Annotated in this window: 29 protein-coding genes; 12 read left to right on the forward strand and 17 right to left on the reverse strand. The window is 62.6% G+C overall.

All coding sequences use genetic code 11. The features are described from left to right. Positions 1 to 373 precede the first annotated feature (373 nt). Positions 374 to 1,276, reverse strand: a complete 903-nt coding sequence (locus tag JQ558_RS30425; protein ID WP_212296080.1) for an alpha/beta fold hydrolase — start codon at positions 1,274 to 1,276, stop codon at positions 374 to 376. 176 nt (positions 1,277 to 1,452) lie between these two features. Between JQ558_RS30425 and JQ558_RS30430 the strand changes: the two genes are divergently transcribed. The 3 genes from JQ558_RS30430 to JQ558_RS30440 are packed head-to-tail and all read left to right on the forward strand — an operon-like array spanning position 1,453 to position 4,992. Further along, positions 1,453 to 2,841 carry a class II 3-deoxy-7-phosphoheptulonate synthase gene (locus JQ558_RS30430; protein ID WP_212207352.1) on the forward strand — a complete coding sequence of 463 codons (1,389 nt, stop codon included), beginning with the start codon at positions 1,453 to 1,455 and terminating at the stop codon, positions 2,839 to 2,841. 1 nt (position 2,842) lies between these two features. Beyond that, positions 2,843 to 3,196 (forward strand): diacylglycerol kinase, encoded by a 354-nt coding sequence (locus tag JQ558_RS30435; protein ID WP_212207353.1) that lies wholly within the window; start codon positions 2,843 to 2,845, stop codon positions 3,194 to 3,196. Between the two features lie 44 nt (positions 3,197 to 3,240). Further along, on the forward strand, positions 3,241 to 4,992 hold the full coding sequence (locus JQ558_RS30440) for an NAD+ synthase (RefSeq protein ID WP_212296081.1): 1,752 nt from the start codon (positions 3,241 to 3,243) through the stop codon (positions 4,990 to 4,992). Between the two features lie 59 nt (positions 4,993 to 5,051). Here JQ558_RS30440 and JQ558_RS30445 read toward each other — a convergent pair whose 3' ends face one another. Continuing rightward, positions 5,052 to 6,254 carry a DUF2865 domain-containing protein gene (locus JQ558_RS30445; RefSeq protein ID WP_212207355.1) on the reverse strand — a complete coding sequence of 401 codons (1,203 nt, stop codon included), beginning with the start codon at positions 6,252 to 6,254 and terminating at the stop codon, positions 5,052 to 5,054. Between the two features lie 168 nt (positions 6,255 to 6,422). Then, complete coding sequence (locus JQ558_RS30450) at positions 6,423 to 6,731, reverse strand: hypothetical protein (RefSeq protein WP_212296082.1); 309 nt, start codon at positions 6,729 to 6,731, stop codon at positions 6,423 to 6,425. Positions 6,732 to 7,019: 288 nt separating this feature from the next. On the opposite strand from JQ558_RS30450, the gene cysS reads away from it, so the two are divergent. The 4 genes from cysS (at position 7,020) to JQ558_RS30470 (ending at position 11,166) form a co-directional block, all read left to right on the forward strand. Further along, a complete protein-coding gene (cysS, locus tag JQ558_RS30455; protein WP_212296083.1) occupies positions 7,020 to 8,435 on the forward strand; it encodes a cysteine--tRNA ligase in 1,416 nt (471 codons plus the stop codon). A 117-nt stretch (positions 8,436 to 8,552) separates the two neighbouring features. Continuing rightward, a complete protein-coding gene (locus tag JQ558_RS30460; protein ID WP_212207358.1) occupies positions 8,553 to 9,062 on the forward strand; it encodes a GNAT family N-acetyltransferase in 510 nt (169 codons plus the stop codon). Further along, positions 9,059 to 10,657 (forward strand): citramalate synthase, encoded by a 1,599-nt coding sequence (cimA, locus tag JQ558_RS30465; RefSeq protein WP_212207359.1) that lies wholly within the window; start codon positions 9,059 to 9,061, stop codon positions 10,655 to 10,657. The genes JQ558_RS30460 and cimA overlap by 4 nt, the downstream gene beginning before the upstream one ends. A 131-nt stretch (positions 10,658 to 10,788) precedes the next feature. Further along, positions 10,789 to 11,166, forward strand: a complete 378-nt coding sequence (locus JQ558_RS30470) for a VOC family protein (protein ID WP_212276202.1) — start codon at positions 10,789 to 10,791, stop codon at positions 11,164 to 11,166. A gap of 12 nt (positions 11,167 to 11,178) precedes the next feature. Here JQ558_RS30470 and JQ558_RS30475 read toward each other — a convergent pair whose 3' ends face one another. Beyond that, positions 11,179 to 11,784, reverse strand: a complete 606-nt coding sequence (locus tag JQ558_RS30475) for a TIGR00730 family Rossman fold protein (RefSeq protein ID WP_212207361.1) — start codon at positions 11,782 to 11,784, stop codon at positions 11,179 to 11,181. A 213-nt stretch (positions 11,785 to 11,997) separates the two neighbouring features. Between JQ558_RS30475 and JQ558_RS30480 the strand changes: the two genes are divergently transcribed. The 5 genes from JQ558_RS30480 (at position 11,998) to JQ558_RS30500 (ending at position 17,555) form a co-directional block, all read left to right on the forward strand. Continuing rightward, a complete protein-coding gene (locus tag JQ558_RS30480) occupies positions 11,998 to 13,944 on the forward strand; it encodes an ABC transporter ATP-binding protein/permease (protein WP_212207362.1) in 1,947 nt (648 codons plus the stop codon). 57 nt (positions 13,945 to 14,001) lie between these two features. Further along, entirely contained in the window at positions 14,002 to 14,706 is a 705-nt protein-coding gene (locus tag JQ558_RS30485) for a phosphatidylserine decarboxylase (RefSeq protein WP_212207363.1), read from the forward strand. A 79-nt stretch (positions 14,707 to 14,785) separates the two neighbouring features. Further along, positions 14,786 to 15,670, forward strand: coding sequence for a phosphatidylcholine/phosphatidylserine synthase (locus JQ558_RS30490; RefSeq protein WP_212207424.1), 885 nt, complete (start codon positions 14,786 to 14,788; stop codon positions 15,668 to 15,670). 94 nt (positions 15,671 to 15,764) lie between these two features. Continuing rightward, positions 15,765 to 16,532: an RraA family protein gene (locus JQ558_RS30495; RefSeq protein ID WP_249119173.1), complete on the forward strand. Its 768-nt coding sequence runs from the start codon at positions 15,765 to 15,767 to the stop codon at positions 16,530 to 16,532. A gap of 54 nt (positions 16,533 to 16,586) precedes the next feature. Next, positions 16,587 to 17,555 (forward strand): tripartite tricarboxylate transporter substrate-binding protein, encoded by a 969-nt coding sequence (locus JQ558_RS30500; RefSeq protein ID WP_212207364.1) that lies wholly within the window; start codon positions 16,587 to 16,589, stop codon positions 17,553 to 17,555. Positions 17,556 to 17,840: 285 nt separating this feature from the next. Here the strand turns inward: JQ558_RS30500 and JQ558_RS30505 are convergent, their stop codons facing one another. The 13 genes from JQ558_RS30505 to JQ558_RS30565 form a co-directional block, all read right to left on the reverse strand. Then, positions 17,841 to 18,860 (reverse strand): tyrosine-type recombinase/integrase, encoded by a 1,020-nt coding sequence (locus JQ558_RS30505; RefSeq protein WP_212296084.1) that lies wholly within the window; start codon positions 18,858 to 18,860, stop codon positions 17,841 to 17,843. A 335-nt stretch (positions 18,861 to 19,195) separates the two neighbouring features. Beyond that, positions 19,196 to 19,558, reverse strand: a complete 363-nt coding sequence (locus JQ558_RS30510) for a hypothetical protein (protein WP_212296085.1) — start codon at positions 19,556 to 19,558, stop codon at positions 19,196 to 19,198. Continuing rightward, positions 19,551 to 19,817 (reverse strand): hypothetical protein, encoded by a 267-nt coding sequence (locus tag JQ558_RS30515; protein ID WP_212296086.1) that lies wholly within the window; start codon positions 19,815 to 19,817, stop codon positions 19,551 to 19,553. The genes JQ558_RS30510 and JQ558_RS30515 overlap by 8 nt, the downstream gene beginning before the upstream one ends. 282 nt (positions 19,818 to 20,099) lie before the next feature. Next, on the reverse strand, positions 20,100 to 20,555 hold the full coding sequence (locus JQ558_RS37535) for an XF1762 family protein (protein WP_249142713.1): 456 nt from the start codon (positions 20,553 to 20,555) through the stop codon (positions 20,100 to 20,102). Continuing rightward, complete coding sequence (locus JQ558_RS30525) at positions 20,552 to 21,313, reverse strand: DNA cytosine methyltransferase (protein WP_212296087.1); 762 nt, start codon at positions 21,311 to 21,313, stop codon at positions 20,552 to 20,554. The genes JQ558_RS37535 and JQ558_RS30525 overlap by 4 nt, the downstream gene beginning before the upstream one ends. Further along, positions 21,310 to 21,456, reverse strand: a complete 147-nt coding sequence (locus JQ558_RS30530) for a hypothetical protein (protein ID WP_212296088.1) — start codon at positions 21,454 to 21,456, stop codon at positions 21,310 to 21,312. The genes JQ558_RS30525 and JQ558_RS30530 overlap by 4 nt, the downstream gene beginning before the upstream one ends. Before the next feature lie 241 nt (positions 21,457 to 21,697). Continuing rightward, positions 21,698 to 21,916, reverse strand: coding sequence for a hypothetical protein (locus JQ558_RS30535; RefSeq protein ID WP_212296089.1), 219 nt, complete (start codon positions 21,914 to 21,916; stop codon positions 21,698 to 21,700). Then, on the reverse strand, positions 21,909 to 22,583 hold the full coding sequence (locus JQ558_RS30540) for a hypothetical protein (RefSeq protein WP_212296090.1): 675 nt from the start codon (positions 22,581 to 22,583) through the stop codon (positions 21,909 to 21,911). Before JQ558_RS30540 ends, JQ558_RS30535 begins: the two co-directional genes overlap by 8 nt. Next, a complete protein-coding gene (locus JQ558_RS30545; protein ID WP_212296091.1) occupies positions 22,576 to 22,905 on the reverse strand; it encodes a hypothetical protein in 330 nt (109 codons plus the stop codon). Before JQ558_RS30545 ends, JQ558_RS30540 begins: the two co-directional genes overlap by 8 nt. Then, a complete protein-coding gene (locus JQ558_RS30550; protein ID WP_212296092.1) occupies positions 22,902 to 23,693 on the reverse strand; it encodes a hypothetical protein in 792 nt (263 codons plus the stop codon). Before JQ558_RS30550 ends, JQ558_RS30545 begins: the two co-directional genes overlap by 4 nt. Next, entirely contained in the window at positions 23,690 to 24,058 is a 369-nt protein-coding gene (locus JQ558_RS30555; RefSeq protein WP_212296093.1) for a hypothetical protein, read from the reverse strand. The genes JQ558_RS30550 and JQ558_RS30555 overlap by 4 nt, the downstream gene beginning before the upstream one ends. Beyond that, positions 24,058 to 24,351, reverse strand: coding sequence for a hypothetical protein (locus JQ558_RS30560; RefSeq protein WP_212296094.1), 294 nt, complete (start codon positions 24,349 to 24,351; stop codon positions 24,058 to 24,060). The genes JQ558_RS30555 and JQ558_RS30560 overlap by 1 nt, the downstream gene beginning before the upstream one ends. After that, a complete protein-coding gene (locus tag JQ558_RS30565; RefSeq protein ID WP_212296095.1) occupies positions 24,348 to 24,521 on the reverse strand; it encodes a hypothetical protein in 174 nt (57 codons plus the stop codon). Before JQ558_RS30565 ends, JQ558_RS30560 begins: the two co-directional genes overlap by 4 nt. Between the last annotated feature and the right edge of the window lie 72 nt (positions 24,522 to 24,593).

Below are 24,593 nucleotides of genomic sequence, written 5' to 3' on the forward strand. Positions count from 1 at the left end.
CACGGCATAAGCCGTAAAGCCATTGCGCAGGGAAGGCCGGGTGTTCTCCGCTGCCCTGTATGCTCGTGTGCAGCTTTCTTTGCACTATTCGCACACGAGACCGCGGGTGCAGCGCGCACCCGGTCTTCCCTGCGCCCTCAGTTTTCGAGGGCAAGGAGTTTTTGGCAAAGCTCGGGCGCAATGCGTCGCGAGAAGGCGAAGGTGCGTTTGCGATGACCCATCCACGTCGTCCCGGCCTTGAGCCGGGACCCATACGCCGCGGCCCATCGGATAGAGCGCCGGCGTTAGAGATCTTCTTCAAGCAATGTCCGCCGCGGAGTATGGGTCCCGGCTCAAGGCCGGGACGACGAGTGGCCGGGACGACAGCAACGCGCTACTCCGCCGCCTCGATCCATTCCGCCGCCCCGCGCCACAGCGTGTCGCGATGCTCGGGGCGGAAGAAACCAAAATGGCCGATCCGGCTGGCGCCGGTGTCCTTTGGCGTCACCGTGATGATCTCGGGTTTGGCGGCCGTAAATCCCGAGCACAGCAACTCCACCGCCGGCCGCGTCGCCCAGGGATCGTCAGACATGCACAGCGCGCGCAACGCGCCTTTGTAGTTCGGAAAATTTTGCAAGGCCGCCAGATTCTTGTCGTCGAACATGTAGCGCGGGCTCATCACCCAGGAGACCCATTGCAGGAACACATCCTTCGGCATGTCCATGCCGAGCCCGAGCCAGCCCGGCGTGTAGCCGAACGCGCGGGTGAGGGGGACCGCGGCATTGAGCATCGCATAGACGCGATAGCGCTCGGGCACCGCGATCAGTTTCCAGGTGCCGGCTTGTGCTGCGATGAACAGCGCGCGCGAGATCTCGGTGTTGTTGGGCAGCAGGCCCAGCGCCTGGCCGCCAAAGGAATGCCCGACATAGGCAAACGGCAGCGCCTTGTAGCGCTCACGCATCCAGGCCACCGCGGAGGTCACATCCTGCGCGGCCCAGTCCGACATCGAGGCCTTGAAGCCGACCAGCGATTTCGGCTGGTTGTAGCCGGTCATCGATTTCTGCCTGCTACCGCCGGTGCCGCGGTAGTCATAGGTCAGCACCGCGCAGCCGCGCTTGGCGAGGTAGCCGGCAAAGCCGCGATAGACCTTGCGGTGGACCGCGGTCGCCGAATTGATCAACACGGCGTGGCGCTTGGTCCCGCGCGGCAAAAACAGCGTCGCCCCCAGCGGATAGCCATCCGCCGCGGGAAGCGTGATATCGTCGATGAATACGTCGTCCAGCCCCAGCTCGGCCACCCGCGATTTCCTTCCTCGCTTTTCGCGATTTGGCCCTAACAAATGCGAATTCGGCTTTTGCTGCAAGGGCTTGACTGGACAGGTGGAAATCTAATGGCGGTTGGCCATCGCCCTGTGTATAACCCGGCCCTTCGTAACCGCGGGTAAGTCGCGGTTTTTGCTCAGGAGTTAACGTCATGTCCGAGCGGTGGACACCCGATAGCTGGCGCGCCAAACCGGTGCTGCAGGTGCCCGATTATCCCGATGCCAAGGTGTTGGCTGATGTCGAGGCGCAGTTGGCTACCTTTCCGCCGCTGGTGTTCGCCGGTGAAGCCCGCAATCTGAAGAAGTCGCTGGCGCGCGTCGCCGCCGGCGAAGCCTTCCTGCTGCAGGGCGGCGATTGCGCCGAGAGCTTTGCCGAGCACGGCGCCAACAACATCCGCGACTTTTTCCGCGTGCTGCTGCAGATGGCCGTCGTTCTCACCTATGCCGGCGCGCTGCCGGTCGTGAAGGTCGGCCGCATCGCCGGACAGTTCGCAAAACCGCGCTCGTCGAACACCGAGAAGATCAATGGCGTCGAGCTGCCGAGCTATCGCGGCGACATCATCAACGACATCGCGTTCACGCCCGAGGCGCGCATCCCCGATCCGCAGCGCCAGCTGATGGCCTATCGGCAGTCGGCGGCGACGCTCAACCTGCTCCGCGCGTTTGCGACCGGCGGCTTTGCCAATCTCGGCAGTGTGCATCAGTGGATGCTCGGCTTCCTGAAGGATTCGCCACAGTCCCGCCGCTACAAGGAACTGGCCGATCGTATTTCGGACGCGCTGAATTTCATGCGCGCCTGCGGCCTCGATCTCGAAAGCCACCCCGAGCTTCGCGCCACCGATTTCTACACCAGCCACGAGGCGCTGCTGCTGGGCTACGAGCAGGCCTTTACCCGCGTCGATTCCACCACCGGCGACTGGTACGCGACCTCCGGCCACTTCATCTGGATCGGCGACCGCACCCGCCAGCTCGACCACGGCCATGTCGAATATTTCCGCGGCATCAAGAACCCGATCGGCCTCAAATGCGGCCCGTCGCTCAAGCCCGATGAACTGCTGAAGCTGATCGACATCCTCAATCCGGACAACGAGCCCGGACGGCTGACGCTGATCAACCGCTTCGGCTCGGACAAGGTCGGCGATCATCTGGCGCCGTTGATCCGCAGCGTGCAGCGGGAAGGGCGCGTCGTGGTCTGGTCGTGCGATCCGATGCACGGCAATACCATCAGCTCGAATTCGGGCTACAAGACCCGCCCGTTCGACCGGATATTGTCGGAAGTGAAATCGTTCTTCGCCATCCATCAGGCGGAAGGCACCCACGCCGGCGGCATTCACCTGGAAATGACCGGGCAGGACGTCACCGAGTGCATTGGCGGTGCCCGCGCCATCACCGACGAGGATCTCAACGACCGCTATCACACGGTCTGCGATCCCCGTCTGAACGCCGAACAATCGATCGACATGGCCTTCTTGATCGCCGAACTGCTCAAGCAGGAACGCGCCGGCAAGGTCAAACCGATACCGGCTGCAGCGGGTTTCTGACTTGCTGCGACTCTGGCGCGCCACGATTAACACGCGTAACGGCCTCGCTTTTGCGATCCGCTCGGAGCAGGCCGTCCGCGAGGAACTGTTTGCGCTGGCGCTGTCGGTGCCGCTGGCCTGGCTGGTCGGCGCCAGCGTGATGCGCCGGGTCGAACTGGTCGCGGCGGTGGCGTTCGTCCTCGTCGTCGAGATTCTCAACACCGCGATCGAAAAGCTCGCCGACCGGCTCACCACCGACCATGATCCGCAGATCGGGCGGGTCAAGGACATGGGATCGGCCGCGGTCGGCGTGGCGCTGTTGATGTCCGGCGCCTTCTGGCTGTTTGCCATCGCCGAACGCATAGGCGCGTTCTAAAGGCGGCGATTGAAGTTTCGGCGTGTGCAGGGCACCATTGGCATATGAGCGAACCGAAATTCACAATTACGCTGGCGCAGTTGAACCCGACCGTGGGCGATGTCCCCGGCAACGCCGCGAAAGCGCGCGCCGCGCGTGAGCAGGCGAAAGCCGACGGCGCTGATCTGCTGGTGCTGCCGGAATTGTTCATCACCGGCTATCCGCCGGAAGACCTGGTACTAAAACCGGCGTTCCAGGCGGCCTGCCGCTCCGCGATCGAGGAACTGGCACGCGAGACCGCGGGTGGTGGTCCGGCGGTCCTGATCGGCACGCCCTGGGTCGAGGACGGCAAGCTCTATAACGCCTGCGCGCTGCTTGACGACGGCCGCATCGCCGCGCTGCGTTTCAAGGCCAATCTGCCGAACTACGGCGTGTTCGACGAAAAGCGCCTGTTCGCTCGCGGTCCCGCCGCGGGGCCGGTGACGGTGAAGGGAGTCCGGGTCGGCGTCCCCATCTGCGAGGACATCTGGCTCGAAGAGTCCGAGGAATATGAAAACGTCGTCGAGTGCCTGGCCGAGACCGGCGCGGAAATTCTGGTGGTGCCGAACGGCTCGCCATATGCCCGCGACAAGAACGATCTGCGGCTGTCGATCGCGGTCGCCCGTGTCACCGAGAGCGGGTTGCCGCTGGTGTATCTGAACCAGATCGGCGGGCAGGATGAACTGGTGTTCGACGGCGCATCGTTCGCGCTCAATGCCGACCTTTCGGTCGCGACGCAAATGCCGGCGTTCGAGGAAAACATCACGACGCTGGTTTGGACCAAGGGCGCCGACGGCTGGCGCTGTAATGGACCGGTAGTGCCCCTAATCGAGGGCGACAAGGGCGATTACGCGGCGTGCGTTCTCGGCCTGCGCGACTACGTCCGCAAGAATGGCTTTCCCGGCGTGCTGCTCGGCGTTTCCGGCGGCATCGACTCGGCCTTGTGTGCGGCGATCGCGGTTGATGCGCTCGGTGCGGAGCGTGTCCGCGGCGTGATGCTGCCGTTCAGGTTCACAGCGCAGGTGTCGCTCGACGATGCGGCAAAACTCGCCACTGCATTGGGCTTCCGCTACGAGGTGTTGCCGATCGCGGACGCCGTGAACGGGTTCGAGAAGATTCTGTCCGGCACCTTCGCCGGGCTACCGCGCGACATCACCGAGGAAAACCTGCAGGCGCGCACCCGCGGCACGCTGCTGATGGCGATATCGAACAAGACCGGCGCGATGGTGGTCACGACCGGCAACAAGTCGGAAATGTCGGTCGGCTACGCCACGCTCTATGGCGACATGAACGGCGGCTTCAACCCGATCAAGGACATCTACAAGACCGAAGTGTTCCGCCTGTCGAGCCTGCGCAATGAATGGAAGCCGGACGGCGCGCTGGGACCGTCGGGCGAGGTCATTCCGGTCAACATCATCGTCCGTCCGCCCACCGCCGAATTGCGCGAGAACCAGACCGACCAGGATTCGCTGCCGCCCTACGAGATACTCGACGGCATCCTGGAACGGCTGGTCGAGCGCGAGGAGCCGCTGGCCTCGATCATCGCTGCGGGCTACCCGGCCGATGTGGTGACGCGGATCGACCGCCTGCTCAACATCGCCGAATACAAGCGCCGCCAGGCGGCGCCGGGGGTCAAGGTCACCGAGAAGAATTTCGGCCGCGACCGCCGCTATCCCATCACCAACCGTTTTCGCGACAACGGCAAGGCGTTGCCGGCACCCGACGAAAAACTGGTCGCCCGCGCGGGGCGCGCCTCGGCTGATGTGTTCGACGGGTAGAGCGTTTTCGAGCGAAGCGGACACCGGTTCGCGTGAAGAAAACGCGTCAAAACAAGAATCTATTGCTTCGGCGGGATGAAGGTCGGCCCAACGGTGCGGATCTGCTTCTTCTCGTCCGTCGCGCCGGTTGAGTCGGCGGCAGGCGCGGGAGTTGCAGGAGCGGGCGCGGCGGCCGTCGTGCCTGCGGGTGCCGTGCCCTTCTTGGCGACGGGGGCCGTCTTCTGCTGAGGCATCGCGCGCTGCTGCATCCGCTTCGCGCTCTCTTCTGTGACGATGATGTCGCCCTGCTGTTCGGCGGCGGCTTTCTCGTCGATCGATTTCAGCGCATCCGACCAGGTCTGGCCCGCGGCCTTGCAGGCGCACGACGGGTTGAACTCGGTGCGGAATTTGAACGCATTGGGCAGCGACGAGTAAGGCTGGCCGCTGACCGAGACCGCCTGGTTGATGTCTTCGCCGGGATTACGATAGGTGAACAGCGATGCTTCCGTTGCCGGGCACAGCGCCTTGCAGGTCCTCTCATCGTCCTGGAAGCGCGCCTGGTAGGTGGCGAACGAGACCGGGAAATAGGCGCCGTCGCAGGTGCGCACGCACACCGTCCGGAACGTGCCGGATGGCGCACCGAGATCGGCGCTCGGCGGAGGGATGGTGTTGTTGCCGAACAGGTTGTCGATGAAGCTGCCCCCGTTGCGCGCGGCAGCGGCGTATTGCGGGCCGCAATTGTTCTGCGCGAGCGCCGTCAGCACCGAACGGCGCTGGTTTTCGCGGTCGGCGCCGCCGATGCCACCTGAGCGCAACCGCTCGAGGCTGGTCGTCATCTGCTCGAGATTGGCGCGCATCTGCTGGATCTGGTTATTAACCGGTCCGCATTGTGCGGACTGGCCGTTGAACAGCGAGAAGAAGCCGGAACTTTCGCAGCCCATCCGCTTCGCTTGCATCGTGACGCGGTCAAGCTCGGCCTGCTGTTTGGTCGCCGCTTCCTGATAGCGGCGGATTTGCTCTTCCTTGGCAGGATCGCCGCCGCTGGCACCGCGGTCGACGGCCGCCAATTGTCCTTCAAGGCGGATGCAGATCGGGTTGGCTTGCGCGCCCTGTTGCTGGGGAGGCGGAGCTGCTCCGGGGGGCATTTGTGCGAGCGCGTCCATATTCGATGGCGCGGGATCGGCTTGTGCGATCGCAGCCGAACTCGTCCCGGCGATGCCAGCAAGCAGCACGGCGCAGGTCAAAATCCACCGGGAGAAGGGAGCAGTCAGCGTCAGGGGCATATCCAGCCATCGATAACGAATCCGCGCGGCTTTATAGCCGAAAAGGCGCGGCCCAGGCGGCACGGTGCGGCCGAGGCCGCATCTGATAGCTGCTTCTCGGGGCAGCGTCACGTCGTTTCCGCGGCGCCGGTGTGGCAATGCGGCAACGGCCCGCCGCGTCGATCCGGTTCAGCGCTGGCAGGTAATGGCGACGTATTCGTCGCAGCCGCTGCCGCTACATTTGTCGTTTCCGCCCCTCGGTACCGATCCGGTGATTTCATCGGGATCGACGCGGCGGTAGGCGGTTGCGGAAGCAAATTCGCGTGATTGGCAGTAGGAGCGGGCGGCATGGGCGCCGCATTTGTCGCCCTTGGCGAGGCACTGATCGATGCCGTAGCCGTCGGCCTGATTGGCAATGATGAAAACGCGGCTGTCGCCATAAGCGGCCGAGGCGGTGAGCAGGAATGCGCTGGTAAAAAATGCTGCTGAAATTCGCATGGGGGCACCCAATAAGGAAAAGGGATCGCCCCTCTCAGATAAGTCCAAAGTCTTAATAATGATTAACCATGAGCCCGTCGCCGGGCGTCCCGCGACGAATTTGGTTCAAAAACGGCCGCAGGCGGGCCTTGACGGCATCCCCCGGGCTGGGACATGGTGGAACCATGAACGGTTTCCTCGCCATCTGCAGCATTTGCCGCGAGATTATTAGCTAGCGATTCGCTGGCTGAGGCCGTCTTTTCTCAAAATGAGATCACTGGACGCCCGGCCGCAAGGTACGGGATTCCCATGCAATTACGACTCTACGATACGTTGACCAAGGAGAAGCGGCCGTTCACGCCGCTCGATTCCGATAATGTCCGCATGTATGCCTGCGGGCCGACGGTCTATGACTTCGCCCATATCGGCAACGGTCGCGCCGCGATCGTGTTCGACGTGCTGTTTCGCGTGTTGCGCCATCGTTATGGCGCTGATCATGTGACCTATGTACGCAACATCACCGACGTCGACGACAAGATCAACGTGCGCGCCGCGCGCGACTATCCCGGCGTGCCGCTGAACAATGCGATCCGCAAGGTCACCGAAACCACCTATCAGCAGTATCAGGACGACGTTTCGGCTCTTGGCTGCTTGGCGCCGACCGTGCAGCCGCGTGCGACCGAGCATATCCCGGAGATGCGGGCGATCATCGAGAGACTGGTTGCCGGCGGCTTTGCCTATGCCGCCGAAGACCACGTGCTGTTCTCGCCGCAGGCCATGAATGCCGCAAACTCGGTGATGCCGCGCTATGGCGCGTTGTCGAGGCGCTCGCTCGACGAAATGATCGCAGGCGCCCGCGTCGACGTCGCGCCCTACAAGCGCGACAACACCGACTTCGTGCTGTGGAAGCCGTCCAAACCGGGCGAGCCGTCGTGGCCGTCGCCGGCCGGTATCACCGTGGAAGGCCGCCCGGGCTGGCACATCGAATGCTCGGCGATGGCCTGGAAACATCTTGGCGAGAAGTTCGACATCCATGGCGGCGGCATCGACCTGGTGTTTCCGCATCATGAGAACGAACTGGCGCAGACCTGCTGCGCCTTTCATTCCGACCGCATGGCAAATGTCTGGATGCACAACGGCTTCCTGCAGCTCGAGAGCGAGAAGATGTCGAAATCAACAGGCAACTTCTTCACGATCCGCGAGATGCTGGCCGATTGGCCGGGCGAGGTGCTGCGCTTGAGCATGCTCAAGACGCATTACCGCTCGCCGCTCGACTGGACCACCAAGGGGGCGGAAGAAAGCGCCAGGACGCTGGACGATTGGTACGCCATCGCAGCCGACGCCGACGCCGGTGAGCCGTCGCCGGCCCTGACCGAAGCGCTCTATGATGACCTCAACACGGCGCAGGCCATGGCCGTCTTGCACGGCCTGCGCAACGCAGCAGCGTCCGGGGGGGAGCGCGAACGCGGCGAGTTTGCCGCGTCCCTTCGGCTGCTCGGTTTCCTGTCCGTGAGCGCGGCCGACTGGAAGGGACGCAAACAGCAGGCGAGCGGCATCGATGCAGGGCAGGTCGATCGGCTGCTCGCCGACCGCGCGGCCGCGCGGGCGCGAAAGGACTTCAAGGAGTCCGATCGGATCCGTGACGAACTCGCCGCCATGGGCGTTGTCATCAAGGACGGCAAGGACGCGGAAGGCAAACCCGTGACAACCTGGGAGATTGCGTGATGACCAGACCCGATACGCCTTTCCCAAAACACTGGCGCTACTACATCTTCATCAAATGGGCCGTGATCGTTGCGGCGGTCGTGCTCGTGCTGCGATTGTTCGGAGTGTTTTGAAGCGATGGGACAGTCGTTGCCCAAACCCGCACTACGGCCGTTTCTTGCGGCGGATACCCCCGTTGTGGCGGCGATCTTCGTTGCCGCGATCCAGGAATTGACCGGGGATGACTACGGCGAGGCGCAGCAGGAAGCCTGGGCATCGGCGGCCGATGATGAGGAACAATTCGGCAAGAAGCTGGCCGGTGAATTGACCCTGATCGCGACGCTGCAGAATTCGCCGGTCGGATTTGCTTCGCTGAAGGGCGCCTCGCATATCGAGATGCTCTATGTGCACCCGAGTGCGGTGGGGCAGGGCGTCGGCGCGATGCTGTGCGATGCGCTGGAAAAGCTCGCCGGTGGGCGCGGCGCCAAGATTCTCACGGTTGACGTCAGCGACAACGCGCAGGAATTCTTCCTCAAGCGCGGTTACGTCGCCATGCAGCGCAACACCGTCACCATCAACGGTGAATGGCTCGCCAATACCACGATGCAGAAGACGCTGGCCGAGGCCGCGCCGGGAGCGCCACAATGAGCCGCGAACGCCTCTATCTGTTCGACACCACGCTGCGCGACGGCGCGCAAACCAACGGCGTCGACTTCACGCTGCATGACAAGCAGATCATCGCCGGCATGCTCGACGAACTCGGCATCGACTATGTCGAAGGCGGCTATCCCGGCGCCAATCCGACCGATACCGAATTTTTTGCGACCAAGCCGAAGCTCGACCATGCGCGCTTTACCGCATTCGGCATGACGCGCCGTCCCGGCCGCTCGGCTTCCAACGATCCCGGGCTGGCAGCGCTGATCGAGGCCAAGGCGGATGCGATCTGCTTTGTCGCGAAAGCATCCGCCTATCAGGTGCGCGTCGCGCTCGAGACCACCAATGAGGAAAACCTCGCCTCGATCCGCGACAGCGTCAGTGCCGCCAAGGCCGCCGGCCGCGAGGTGATGGTGGATTGCGAGCACTTCTTCGACGGCTACAAGGAGAATTCCGAATTCGCGCTGGCCTGCGCCAAGGCGGCTTATGAGTCCGGCGCGCGCTGGGTCGTGCTGTGCGACACCAATGGTGGCACCATGCCGCATGAAGTCGAGACCATCGTCGGCGATGTGATCAAGCACATTCCCGGCGGAAATGTCGGCATCCACGCCCATAACGACACCGAGCAGGCGGTCGCCAACTCGTTCGCGGCGGTGCGCGCCGGGGCGCGGCAGATCCAGGGCACGCTGAACGGGCTCGGCGAGCGCTGCGGCAACGCCAATCTCTGTTCGCTGATCCCGACCTTGCGGCTGAAGAACGAATTTTCGAACGCCTTCGAGATCGGCGTCACCGACGAAAAAATGGCGACCTTGATGAAGGTATCGCGGACGCTCGACGACATGCTGAACCGCGCGCCGAACCGCCACGCCGCCTATGTCGGCGAAAGCGCCTTCGTGACCAAGACCGGCATCCACGCCTCCGCTGTCATGAAGGACCCGCACACCTATGAGCACGTGCTGCCCGAACTGGTCGGCAACCATCGCAAGGTGCTGGTGTCCGATCAGGCCGGCCGCTCCAATGTAATGGCCGAACTCGATCGCGCCGGCATTCCCTACGAAAAGAGCGATCCGAAACTGGCGCGGCTGGTCGAGGAACTGAAGGAGCGCGAGGCGGCCGGTTACGCCTACGAATCCGCCAACGCGTCGTTCGATCTGTTGGCGCGGCGTACGCTCGGGCGGGTGCCGGAATATTTCCGGGTCGAGCAGTTCGACGTCAATGTCGAGCAGCGCTACAATTCCAACGGCCAGCGCGTCACAGTGGCGCTTGCGGTGGTCAAGGTCGATGTCGCCGGCGAGCGGCTGATTTCGGCCGCGGAAGGCAACGGCCCGGTCAACGCGCTCGACGTCGCGCTGCGCAAGGACCTCGGCAAATACCAGAAATACATCGAAGGCCTGAGGCTGATCGATTATCGCGTCCGTATCCTCAATGGCGGCACGGAGGCGGTGACGCGGGTGCTGATCGAGAGCGAGGATGAGAACGGCGATAGCTGGATCACGGTCGGCGTGTCGCCCAATATCATCGACGCTTCGTTCCAGGCGCTGATGGATTCGGTGGTCTACAAGTTGGTGAAATCAGGCGCGCCGGTGTGAGGCTTAGGCGTCAACTCCATCGATCGTCATTGCGAGGAGCGTAGCGACGAAGCAATCCATCTATCCGTTATGCCGCACGATGGATTGCTTCGCTTCGCTCGCAATGACGTGGAAACACTTGGGGCTCATTCATGCTCGATCACGTCTCCGTCGGTGTCAGCGACCTCGAACGCGCGGCGCGCTTCTATGAACCGACGCTGGCCGCGCTCGGCCTGACGCGGCTGGTGACACGCCCCGCAACAATCGGTTTCGGCAAAGCCTATCCCGAATTCTGGATCAACCTGCGCGCCGGCATGCCGCCGGTCGCGCCGGAGAGCGGCGTCCATATCTGCCTTCGCGCACGGACTACAGATGCCGTCGACGCCTTCCACGCCGCGGCGCTGAGCGCCGGCGGCCGCTCCGACGGTGCACCGGGTATCCGCCCGCATGACCGCGTCAAATATTACGCCGCGTTCGTCATCGACCCCGACGGCAACCGCATCGAGGCGGCGACGTTTCCGAGTGAATGACAGCGCAAACTCCTAAAGCCGTCGCGCGACGTCCGGCGCCATCTCCTGGGTGCCCGCGGGCGCAAGGGCTGCGGCGGCGCGCAGGCGCGGCAGGATGTCCTCGACGCGTTCGGCCTTCAGCACCTCGACATCCAGGGCAGGGCGGATGAACTGATTGGCGCGCATATGCGTCAATAGCGCGATCAGCGGCTCCCAGAAATTGTCGATGTTGGCGAGCAGCACCGGTTTGGTGTGCCGGCCGAGCTGTTGCCAGGTCATCTGCTCGACCAGCTCTTCCAGTGTGCCGACGCCGCCGGGAAGGGCGACAAACGCATCCGAGCGTTCGAACATCAGCCGTTTGCGCTCGTGCATGTCTGGCGTGACGACCAGTTCGGTAAGGTTCGGATTCATGCGCTCGCGGTTCGCAAGAAAATCCGGAATGATCCCGGTGACGGCGCCACCGTGGTCCAGCACGGATTTGGCAACCGCGCCCATCAGGCCCACTGAACCTCCGCCATAGACCAGGCGGATACTGTTCTCGGCGAACACCTTGCCCAGAGCGGTCGCCGCTTCGAGGAAACGGTGGTTGGAGCCGGAGCCGGAGCCGCAATAGACGCAGACGGTTTTGATTTGGTTCATGCAATTCATGTGGCACTGCAGCGTAAAAAGCTCAAGTCCGAGAATATACTGCCACAGTGGTTTTGAACCCGAAATACGGGCAAACCGGAGAAAGTTTTGCCTTTCAAGGCTGTACGCGGCGTTTAAACGCTCTATATGACGAGCAGAATGACGATCAATGGAAAACATGCAGCGGCGAACGGGCGCGCCATCAGACTTCTGGGCGCTTGATCCATGGCCGACACTGATTCGCGCGCCGACGAAGCGCCACTGGCCACCAGCGACCCCCTCGAAAAGGCTACCCTGATCGGGACGCTGGCGCATCTGTGGCCCTATATCTGGCCCGGCGACCGCGCCGACCTGAAAATGCGCGTGGTCTGGTCAATGGTGCTGCTGCTGGTCGCGAAGCTCGCGACGCTGACGGTGCCCTTCACCTTCAAATGGGCGATCGACGCGCTCAACGGCCACGGCAGTGCGCCGGTGGAACCGTCGAACTGGACGCTGTGGCTGATCGCGTCGCCGTTACTGATGACCGCAAGCTATGGCGCGGTGCGGGTGCTGATGGCGGTGCTGACGCAGTGGCGCGACGGCATCTTCGCGCGCGTTGCGATGCATGCGGTGCGCAAGCTCGCCTACATCACCTTCGTGCACATGCACGAGCTGTCGCTGCGCTTCCACCTCGAGCGCAAGACCGGGGGACTGACCCGCGTGCTGGAGCGTGGCCGCACCGGCATCGAAGTGATCGTGCGGATGGTGATCCTGCAACTGATCCCGACCATCGTCGAGGTGTCGCTGTTGATGGCGGTGCTGCTGTGGCAGTTCGACTGGCGCTACGTGCTGGTCACCGCGGTCACGGTCGTGATCTATATGTACTACACCTACATCGCGACCGAATGGCGGATCGAGATCCGCCGCAAGATGAACGATTCCGACACCGAGGCGAACACCAAGGCGATCGACTCGCTGCTCAACTACGAGACCGTAAAATATTTCAGCGCCGAACAGCGCGAGGCCGCGCGCTACGACCGCTCGATGGAGCGCTACGAACACAACAGCGTGAAGACTTACACGTCGCTGGCGGTGCTCAACACCGGGCAGGCGGTCATCTTCACGCTCGGTCTCACCGCGACCATGCTGATGTGCGCGATCGGCGTGCGCAACGGCACCAACACCGTCGGTGACTTCGTCATGGTCAACGCCATGATGATCCAGCTGTACCAGCCGCTCAATTTCATGGGCATGGTCTATCGCGAGATCAAGCAGGCGGTGATCGACATCGAGAAGATGTTCAGCGTGCTGTCGCGCAACCCCGAGATCAAGGACATCCCGGGCGCCGTGCCGCTGGTGGTCGGTTCGGGCAATGTGCGTTTCGAAGACGTGCAATTTGCCTATGACCCCGAGCGCCCGATCCTGAAAGGCCTCAGCTTCGAGGTACCGGCCGGCAAGACGGTTGCGATCGTCGGGCCCTCGGGGGCGGGCAAGTCGACGATCTCGCGGCTGCTTTTCCGCCTTTACGACGTTTCCGGCGGCAAGATCCTGATCGACGGCCAGGACATCAGGAACGTCACCCAGGCGTCGCTGCGCGCCTCGATCGGCATGGTGCCGCAGGATACCGTGCTGTTCAACGACACCATCCGCTACAACATCCGCTACGGCCGCTGGGACGCCAGCGATGCGGAGGTGGAGGAGGCCGCGCAACTGGCGCAGATCGACAGCTTCATCCGGATGTCACCGCTGGGATATGAGACCCAGGTCGGCGAACGCGGACTGAAATTGTCCGGCGGCGAGAAGCAGCGCGTCGCGATCGCGCGCACCGTGCTGAAGGCGCCGCCGATTCTGGTGCTCGATGAGGCGACCTCGGCGCTCGATAGTCACACCGAGCATGAAATCCAGGAATCGCTCGAACGGGTCTCGCGCGGCCGCACTTCGCTGGTGATCGCGCATCGGCTCTCGACCATCGTCGGCGCGGACGAAATTATCGTGCTGGATCAGGGCCGCATTGCCGAGCGCGGTACGCACGCCCGGCTTTTGGCTTCCGGCGGACTTTATGCCAGTATGTGGAACAGGCAGCGCGAAGCCGAGGAGGCGCGGGAGAAGCTCGCGCAGATCGACGACGACAACGAGGCGCCCAACCGCATCCCGCCGCCGGTCCAGGATCCTCTGGTCACCGCTGCGGAATAATTGAAATACCGCTCGATCCCGAAGCAACGGGACCGGGCCAGCCAATAGTGAGCCTTGATGTCGATTGCCAATTCCATCCGCGCGCAAATCCCGCCTGTTCATCCCGAGGGCTATCCCTTCATCGGCGGCTTTGCGCTTGCAAGCCTGGTCCTGTTCTGGATCTGGACGCCGCTCGGCTGGATCGGCACGATCCTGACGGTATGGTGTGCGCTGTTCTTCCGCGACCCCGTGCGCGTCACGCCGGTGCGCGAAGGCGTCGTGGTGTCGCCGGCCGATGGACGGGTCTCGATGATCTCCCAGGTGTTGCCGCCGGCCGAGCTTGGTCTCGGCGACCGGCCGCTGCTGCGCATCTCGATCTTCATGAGCGTGTTCAACTGCCACGTGAATCGCAGCCCGGTGGCGGGCCGGATCGACCGCATCGCCTATCGGCCCGGCACCTTCATCAATGCCGAGCTCGACAAGGCCAGCGAAGACAATGAGCGCAACTCGCTGGTGATCTCGACCGCCAGCCATGGCCGCATCGGCGTGGTCCAGATCGCAGGCCTGGTGGCGCGACGTATTGTCTCGTTCGTGCGCGAGGGGCAGACGATCGGCGCCGGCGAGCGGTTCGGCCTGATCCGGTTCGGTTCGCGGCTCGACGTCTATTTGCCCGAAGGCGGCAAAGCGCTGGTTTCCGAGGGCCAAACCGCGGTGGCCGGCGAGACCGTGCTGGCCGATCTCGGCGGCGCCAGCGAGCAGGGGCGGACCTTCCGCGCCGATTAACCATCCGAATGGCCAAGGCGCCTGCCGGCCGCCACAATGGCGGCGCAGGCTGGCGCTTGCTATATATTGGCGAGCCATGATGACACCCGATCCCAAATCTCCGGAAATGCGCCGCCGCCGGTTTCGTCCGATTCCGATCCGGATGCTGGTGCCGAACTTCATCACGTTGCTGGCGATCTGCGCCGGGCTGACCGCGATCCGGCTGTCGATCGAAGGCCGCATGGAGCTCGCAGTCGCCGCGATCGTGTTCGCGGCGGTGCTGGACGGGGTCGACGGCCGCGTCGCGCGTATGATCAAGGGCCAGTCGAAATTCGGCGCCGAACTCGACAGCCTCGCGGACTTCGTCAATTTCGGTGTCACGCCCGGCCTGATGCTGTATTTCTGGCAGTTGCATGATCTCGGCAATGGCGGCTGGATCGCGGCCATGGTGTATGCGATCTCAGGCGGCCTGCGGCTGGCGCGGTTCAACGCCAGCATCGACGATCCGAACAAGCCCGCGTTCGCGGCAAATTATTTCACCGGCGTCCCGGCGCCGCTCGGTGCGCTGACCGTGATGCTGCCGATCTATCTGGTCTTTTTGGGCGTCCCGCAGCCGCCGGCGATACTGACCGCATTCTATACGCTGCTGATCGGATTCCTGATGGTGTCGCGGCTGCCGGTGCTTTCCGGTAAGACCGTGCGCATGCGCGTGCCGCCGGAAATGGTGCTGCCGGTTTTCGTCTCGGTGGTGTTCTTCATCGCGCTGCTCGTGAGCTACCCCTGGTACATTCTCTCGGTCGGGACCGTGCTGTATCTGTTGAGCCTGCCGTGGGGCTGGAAAACCTATCGCGATCACGAGCGAAACGCTGCTGCCGCGCTGGCGGCTGCGACCACCGATGCCGCCGCACCCGCCGGTCCGGCACCCGTATTCCCGGCGGCTCCGGCCGACGCCGAGCATGACGACCGACCGGCGCGGCTGAACTGAGCCGCCACGCGACTTCCGATATAGCTGCCAAGATAGCTGCCATGAGCGCTGGCCGAGTTGGGTTCGATCCCAATCTCGGCTATAGGGCTTGGCGATGTCAGGCCGTCCAGAATTCCGGCCCAAAAATCAGGAGAGAAACGCAGTGACCCAGTCCGCTTCCGCCCCGCTACCGGCTTCCGTGCTTGAAGCGTTGGCCCGCTACGACACGCCGACGATCTGCAATGCGATGGAGATCGTGGCGCCTGAGCGCCGGCTGATCGGCTACACCACCAAGCCGCTGGTCTGCCCGTTTCCCAACCTGCCGCCGATGGTCGGCTATGCCCGTACCGTGTCGATCCGCTCGGTGCTCAAATCAGGCCTTCCGGCCGACGAGCAGGCAAGGCGCCGCATCGCCTATTATGAATATGTCGGCACCGGCTTTGGTCCGCGCATCACCGTGATCCAGGATATCGACGGCGCCGACGTCGGCTACGGCGCGTTCTGGGGCGAAGTGCAGAGCAACGTGCACAAGGCGCTCGGCTGCCTCGGCGTCATCACCGATGGTTCTATCAGGGACATCCCGCAATGGGCGCCGGGCTTCCAGGCGCTGGCCGGATCGATCGGTCCGTCGCATGCCTGGGTGCATGCCGAAAGTTTTGGCGGCGAAGTGCGCGTCGCCGGCATGACGGTGCATTCCGATGATTTGATCCATGCCGACCAGCATGGGGCGATCGTGATTCCGATCGATATCGCCGCCAAGATTCCGGACGCCGCCGAACTCTGCGGCCGTCGCGAGACGCCAATCCTCGATATTGCGCGCAGCCCGGACTTCACGCTCGAGAAACTGAAAGAGGCGCTGAAACGTTCCGCTGAAATCCACTGACGAAAACAACCACCGGCGAAAAGTTGGGGTAATTAACACACGAGGGGAGACGTCATGAGAGCCTTTTGGGCGGCGCTGTCATTGCTTGTCATTGCCGGCGTCGCGGATGCGAATGCGCAAACCTATCCGTCGCGTCCCATCACGCTCGTCGTTCCCTTTCCGCCGGGCGGCTCCACCGACGCCGCCGCCCGGATCATGGCCGAGCGGATGCGCAGCAACCTCGGCCAGTCGATCGTGATCGAAAATGTCGGCGGCGCCGGCGGCAGCATCGGCGTCGGCCGTGTCGCCCGCGCCGCGCCGGACGGCTACACCTTCGACATCGGGCAATGGGACACCCATGTCGGCAGCATCATCTACAAGCTCGACTATGATCTGGAAAAGGATTTCGAGCCGATCGCGCTGATATCAAACAATCCGCAGCTGATGGTCGCCAAGAAGGATCTGCCGGCGAACACGCTTGGCGAACTCGTAAGCTGGATGAAGGCCAATCCCGGCAAGATCAATTTCGTCAACCAGAACGCGGCCGCCAATGTTACCGGCGTGATGTTCGAAAACCTGACCAAGCAGAAGGTGCAGTTTATTCCTTATCGTGGCGCAGGGCCGGCGATGACCGATCTCGTCGCGGGTACGGTGGATCTTCTGGTTGTGCAGGGTGCTGTGGCGCTGCCGCAAATCCGCGCCGGCGCGATCAAGGCGCTGGCCAATCTGTCGGTGGCGCGCTCCGCCTCGATGCCTGATATCCCGACGGCGGATGAGACCGGCGTGCCCGGACTTTACATGTCGGGTTGGTTCGGCTTCTGGGCGCCGAAGGGAACGCCAAAGGAAATCATTGCCAAGCTCAACGCGGCAACCGTCGAGGCGCTGGCCGATCCGGCGATCCAGAAACGCTTTACCGAGCTGGGGCTCGACGTCGCCCCGCGCGCGCAGCAGACGCCGGAAGGACTGGCCGCATTCCAGAAGGCCGAGATCGACAAATGGTGGCCGATCATCAAATCCGCCGGCATCGGCGTACAGGCCCAGTGAACTGACCGAGCGAGCTGATCGATTGAACTGACTGCCCCTGCGCTCCGCGGTGGCCGGCGCATTATGGTTAGCAAAAGGTTGCGATCGCGCCAGGGCCCTTGATCCGGCAAATGGCGCCGATATTGGACTGATTGCTGAGCCCGGGATGCCGGCCCTCGCAATTGTACGGCACAGCCGCGGCTTAACCTTTACGCGTCTACAAGGTCGTTTGGTAAGTTGTGCCCATTCTACGGGGCTTTCTCGCTTAACTAGACACTTAGAATTATAGAAATAGACACTTCGCGTTCACTTTCTGATCGGCATTGACGCGATTCCGTCGTCAGCCAAAGTCTGCTGGTCGGCCGCGGCGGTGTAGCGATCGAGTTCCTTCGTCGTCTTATGGCCGGAGACCGCGGCAAGCCGTTTCGCGCTCGCGCCGCCTTCCGCCATGGTCCGCAGCATCGCCTTCCGGAGACCGTGAGCGACGCATTTTGCCGGCAACCCAGCATCCTTGACCGCCGCCCGGATCAGGCCCGTCAGCGCCGCGCGCTGGATCGGCCGGCCGTGCTCGTCGCCGATTAGGTTGAGGCCCTTTGTCGGGCCAGCCTTGAACGCCCGAGCAAGGTCCGGGTGGATCTTGATCTTGAGCTCAACGCCGGTTTTCTCCTGGGTGACAGTGATCCTGCCGCCAGCGATGTCCTTCCGGCGCATCCGGACCACATCCCCGCCGCGCTGGCCGGTATAGAAAAGCAGGGCATAAGCGAGGCGCTGGCGGGTTCCCAGAGGCCAGCGTTTCTCGAACTGATCGAGCTCGTCATCGGTCCATGTGTGGCGGGTGCCGATCTTGTAGGCCGTGACCTTCTGCGCCAGCGGGTTTACGCGGATGGCGTTTCGCTCGAGCGCGCACTTCAGCATCTTTTGCAGGACCGCCCGGGTGAGGTTTGCCATCCCCGGAGCCTTCTCGCCGATCTTCTCAATGACGGCGATCAGGTTTTCCCGGGTCATGGTGGCTAGTGCCCGGTGGCCGTGCTTCGTCCGGACTGGCTCGAGCGCATAGCGGTACAGTCGCTTGGAATTTGGCTTGAGGTTGGTGAACTCGGTCCATGCGTAATAGCTCGAGATCAGGCTGCCGAACGTGCCGGCGGCGTCTCGAGCTCGAGCAAGTGGCGCGGGCTTGCCGGCCATGAATGCTTGGTAGGCCTCAAGGAACTCGCTCGAGCCGATCGGACCAGGCAGGGGCCCGCCCTTGTAGCCCTTCCGGCGGAAGTACCGCCTGCGGATGCCGCAATCGTCCGTGTATTCCTTGACGTAGGGAAGTTTTGCCATGGGCCCCCGGGGCATCAGGCATCCTCCCACGGTTGCCCGACTGCGGGCGCATCTTCACGGGGAAGGGCCTCGAAAGCCACATCCAAGTCGCGTATGTCCCAAAGTTTCCGGCCCCGGATCAGCCGCGGCGGCTCGATCTGGCCTCGAGCTCTCATCTCGTCAAACACTGTCCCGCCGATGCCAAGATACATTGCGGCTTCCTCTCGAGAGAGGCCTCGCCTGGGAAGGCTGGTCGCGCGGATCTTGGAAAGTGAGCGGCTCATGGTGTCCCATTGTTTGCCCGAAGGCGGGAAAATTCCAATCGAAATTCGCCGGCTGCGACGCTGCGCCGGGGTTCAGCGGTGTTTTTCGTTGGGGGTCGGAGCAGCTCCCACAGGATGTTCGGCCTGCGCGGCATACGCCTTACCGATCAGACTACCGCGCCGCAGCTCCCAGCGGGCGATAGATTTCCTCTCTTCGTCGTCACGCAGGGCGTCGGACGACTTCAGCTTTTCGGCCAACTTCTCGCATGCTGCCTTGTCGGCGGAGCTGAAGATCACTTCATCGAGCCGGGACCGGCGCTCCCGGCCAGAACCTTCACCTTTGTAGAAATACATTTGCTCCGTCAGCTTGATGATCTGACGAATTTCGTATCGGTTGAAGGACCACCGGCCATCGATGACGACATATTCGCCGTCGCTTGGCCTGATGCTAGCCATTTTCTCTCTCCTGTGGGGATCGCGCTACCCACGTCGGGCAATCTTTGCCGTCGCTCGCCGCCATGGCGTGGCATTCGCCGCCGGCCTTGTAGGCCGATGAAATCGCGAGCGCTCCTGGGAAAAATCCCCAACTGCAATAACTGCGATGGCCGAATTCCCAGTAGTCGCAAGAACCGCAGCGGCGCGCGGCTTGGCTCAACGCCTGATTGGCGCGCATCGAGTCGGCGTCGCCCGGCACCCAGTCACTAGCTTTTGTCATTAAGTTTCTCCGTGTGGGCGCGGGACCGAGGAGGTGCGACGGTCAGCGCGGAGTTCGCGGAGCGCAGCAGCTATCACCCTGCGCTCCTCTCGCGTGAAATTCTTGATCGGCTTGTAGCCTCGCAGTTCGTCGGCATCGAAGCACTTCGCCAGTTCTTCTGCATCAACCATCAGATTGGCTCACATACTTTGCGGACCACGGAAAGCGGCGCGTAGGCCATCATGTAGTCCTCCGCCGGAACCTCTACGCCGTATCGCAGCGTGACGTATCCCGGCCGGCTGCTCACGATGTCGTTGGGGTGCTTTCGAACAGCATCTTTGGCTGTGTCGGATGCTTGTCGGTTCTTCCTCTTGACGGTCTTGACCATGATCCACCTTTTGTTTCGCCGATCATCCGCCAACCGGCGGCGTTGAGTGTCCCGCCAGTTTCACTGGCGAGGATGTAAGTGCCAATTCGTTGGAAGCCGAGCGCGAACGCAGCTCGAGCTGAGGCGCCATAGAGAAACGAGCAGGCGTTCCGGGTGCCATCCGTACAGAGGCGGGTTACTTCCGCCGTCACGCCATCGTCGCGCATGCGGGCCACGGGACGGCCCACGATGGCCACCCCGACCAGCTTGTCACCCATCACCGCGCCGATCGAGAACAGGTGCCCGACAACCGGCTTGTGGTGCCGGTGATGCTCGGAGACGAAAGCGTTCGCCTCTGGCAACCTGACCCGGATGTGGCGCAGTTTAGTCATGCTCGATCCTGCGAAGGAATCTGTGAGGTGCGGCAAAGGGGACATCGCGTCGCTTCGGCGGCGTCTTCCGCCATCAGCCTGTCTTCCTCTTCCTCCAAAATCTCAATGTCCGTCTTCCTGAGAGCTGCGCGCCCGATGTATTCGGCAAATGCCGGCGGGATCGCCTGGGACATCTCGGCGAGCGTCATCCAGTCGATGCCCATGGCTTCCGACGCGGCGGCTCTGTGCCCGCCTTCCCAAACGTCGCGGGTGCCCCGGCCGCCGGCAGATGCCGCGCGCTTGCGTGCGTGGCCGCCATAGACGCCGATCACCGGGCCTTCGTGCTGGCATTCCGGCTGTTCGACCGGGAAGCTGCATTCGAACAGCCGATGCCGCTGCAACTGACACCCTTGCGCGCCCAGATCGAACATCGACCCGCAGAGCGTAATGGGATTCCGGAGCGCCCACGCTGCGCCTTCGACGTTTTCGATGACGTAGGGGACCTTGGCGCGGATGAGTTTGTTACGGACAGGCTCGATCAGCCTCGGATGCTCCTTGGCGCCCGGCGCGTGCTGCATGTCGCTGTAGCCCTGGCAGGGCGGGGAAGCCCATACCAAGCCGAAGTTGGCGAACGAGATGTTCATCACGTCTGCCTGAATGAAGGCGTAGGGGTAGTGCGGCTGTGGGTTGATATCGACACCCACAACATACCATCCGGCGTCAGTCAGCCCCTTGGCGACGCCACCGGCACAGCAGAAAAGGTCAAGCGCCAGCTTCATTTGCAGGCCACCGCGCGAGCCATTTCCAGCGACGGGCAGACGCGCGGACCGGACACCATCACGCCGTAGACGTAATAATCGACCCCATAGGACTCGGTAACCGCCCAGATTTCGATAGCGCCGCTTTTGAAAAGTAGCGTCATGTTGCCTCGCTGTTTCGGTGAGCCGGAGACTGTGCTTGACCCGTCGCAAGCGAACGGTTCTTGCGCGGGCACATTGAATTTTCGCAGGTTTTTTCGCTAGTCGGCGGGCAGATGCAGCCCATAGGGATCGGCGGAAAGTTGTAAACGGGAGGCTGCGACTGGAATGGCTGCGGGTTGCGCGCGCAATTCAGCATCCCGCAATTGACGCCATTCCATCCGCAAGGGTATCGGCTGCAAACGTTCATGCCGCAGGCCCTCGGGTGGTGGAGGAGAGGGCAACAGTGACGCGAACGATGCGCCACCCGTGCTTGACGGCGTTCTTCCAGAACCTGTTTTGCGAGGTGCCGGGCTCGCCCCGAATATCGACGGCGCGCTGGCGCACCCAATGCGTATTCAAACCCTGAAGTGGGTGGTACGAACAGAACATCTGCGCCTTCTTGATGATCTTGAGCTTACCCACGCTTGCCCTCCGTCGATGACACTGAGGGGGCGGGCATCCAAAGATCGAAGTAGTTCTTATTGAAATACAGCGCATCTCCGGACGCCGTGGCGGCGTCACACCACCCCGTTTCCGGGTTCATCATTTCGTCCAGCCAGCGAACCATGACCGGAGGCAAATCGGGGAGGCGGGAGTTGGCGGCCAGTATCGGCGTCGCGTCCCTGGGCGCCGTCTCGATAGGCTGCCACGACGATTGAACTACAGCATTCTCGTACAGGCTCTTGTACATGCCGGCCTCGTACTGAAGATCGGCAACGAACTCTGGAGATGCGTAGGCGTTACTGGCGGGCTGCGGCGCGGCGTAGAGGGGGCGGATTTCCCAACCCGACATTTCCAATGATCGCAGGCACTGATCGGAGGTATCGTGAATGATGGTCCAATCGTTCCCAGCATTCCGACGCTGCCATGCCACCGCCTCGCCCTTGCCGGCGTCCTGAACGGGCTGGGCTTCCTTCGCGTTCCAGCCTGCGACGTAGCCCTGGCTGAAGACGTGCTTGCGGGACGGGGTGTCAACCACCGTCAGTGATTTCGACCACTCCGCAAAATCTCGATCGATGTTCTCGACGGTCAGGCCGCCGCTATCTCCAGCCCCTTGGGCAACATCGCGGGGGTGCGTTTTGTTAGACATCTGCCGGCCTCCGCGAAAACCATTCGGTCTGATCCGGGCCTACTATCGAATAGCTTTGCTGAAAAAGCTGGTGCATCAGGCTTTCAGCCAGAGCCAACGCTCGCTCGTGCAAAGCCTCCCGCGTGGTTGGGAAGCGTGGATAGCTGATGAGCCCTATGCGGAATCCGGTCTCTTCGCCGCCCGTGTAGATGAAATCTACCGGCTCGATGGTTACGCATAAGCCTACCGAGAAGCAGAAATCGCGGCATACATGCTTTGCCTGCGCAATATCGCCCGCCATGAAGATATCAAATCTGATCGTGTCGGCTGTCCTCGTGATCATTCTGCTGCCTCCGCGATTTGCATTTCAGCGGAGTGACACATCACGGAGCATTCAATATCTGGCTCATCGTGCATCACGCCGCGGTTGGGGTCGAGCTTGTCCAAGGTGAGCTTGGTGCCGTCCGGCTCGCGCCAGAACGCGGAGCCCTCGCCAAGATGGCGCTGTAGGGCAGCCATCCGCTCGAACTGCACCGGGAAGTGCTTCCGGATCATGTTCCAGTAGCCGCGCCCGCCCTTAGGGCACCCGATGCAGTTATTGTTCTGAAACCCAAGCAGATACATCGCCGGGAGCGCGATGCCAGCTCTACTAACAAGGCCAAGGCAATCCGCCTTACTCATACCGGCGTCTATCAACGGAGCCTCGATAGTGCGCTCAAAGTTCTCTTTGCGCAGCCGGTCGAAGCGGTGCTGTTCTTCGCTGGTATAGCCGAACACCATAATATCGGTCGGGCGCTCAAACGGGAAATGCGGCTCCCGCTTCAAAAGGCCAGTGCAAGGCGCTCCTTGCATAGATTTGATGAAACGTTCCTTTTCCCAAACGGCCCAGGTGTCTGCGTACTTCGCTGACTTCACGACCGTGATCGGGTGATTGAACCAGCGGATGCAGTCGGCCATGAACCGCTTGTTGTCCGGGTGCTCCGAGCCAGTGTCGGAATACGTGATCTCGACGCGCTCGTGACCGTACTTGCGTAGCGCCAGCTTGGTTGCGACGGCGGACGCCGCTCCGCAAGAGAACCGGCAGACAACGCGGGGTCTTTCACTGCCAGTGGAAGAGGGCAAGTCCGTCATGGTTTGGCCTCCAGGGCGGCGCGGGCAACGTTCGGGCCTTCAAACCGCGATGAATTTGGGTCGCACTGGCCATCCAGCATCCAATGGCCGTCGCAGGCATAGAACCGCAGCGCCGCCTCCAATGCCTCAATGCGAGCCTTCAGGGAGGCGTGGGAGACGACAAACGCCATCGCCTCGTCCTTGGTCTGGGCTTCAGCGACGCTCAGCGCGTAGACGTCGCCAACGGTTGGTCTAAGGCGCTCAGCCAGCGCACGGACCACGCCTCCCTTGCCGCCGGCAAGCAAGCCTGTTTTGCTCCAGCCCAAAAGCTCTTCGCAGCGGGTGCGGAGATCGTCGCAGCTAGGCTGGGAGCGTGAGACCGTCATTACAATATCGCTCCGATGGCCTTGGCGATGCTCTTGGCCTCGGTGATGCGGCCTCTGGCATAAGCTCCTTGCTTACCCTCATGGTCACGCTCGGCAATAGCGTGATAGCGCTCCACCGTATCCTCGTGGAGGGCAAACACCTCTCTTGCCAACTCACGCTTGGCATCGGAAATTTTCCTCTCATAAAGAGGAGCGAGCCGAGCCAATTCCAAGGCTACGTCGTGGATTTGTGCCGTGCCCTCGTCGTTAGCCAACTGGAGAAGCCGGTCGGCTAGAATCTGAAATTCGCTCATCCTTCGTCCATCATCTGTTCGTATTCGGCATCCGGGTCGCGCCACCCGTGGCGGCAGTCGCCAGTGCACTGATCTGGCTGCCATCCGCCGCGACACTGCCAAGGCGCGACGCCGCAAAACTCACAGCGGTCGTCATCTGGATTGTGGGTTTTCCAGTCGTCGTAGCTCATGGGGTTTTTCGATCTCCCTTCAGCACCGAGGATGCCCTCGGCTGATCCGCCCGGTATAGAAATTCCGCGAAC

The organism is Bradyrhizobium sp. AUGA SZCCT0160 (assembly GCF_018130105.1).
Lineage (GTDB): Bacteria > Pseudomonadota > Alphaproteobacteria > Rhizobiales > Xanthobacteraceae > Bradyrhizobium.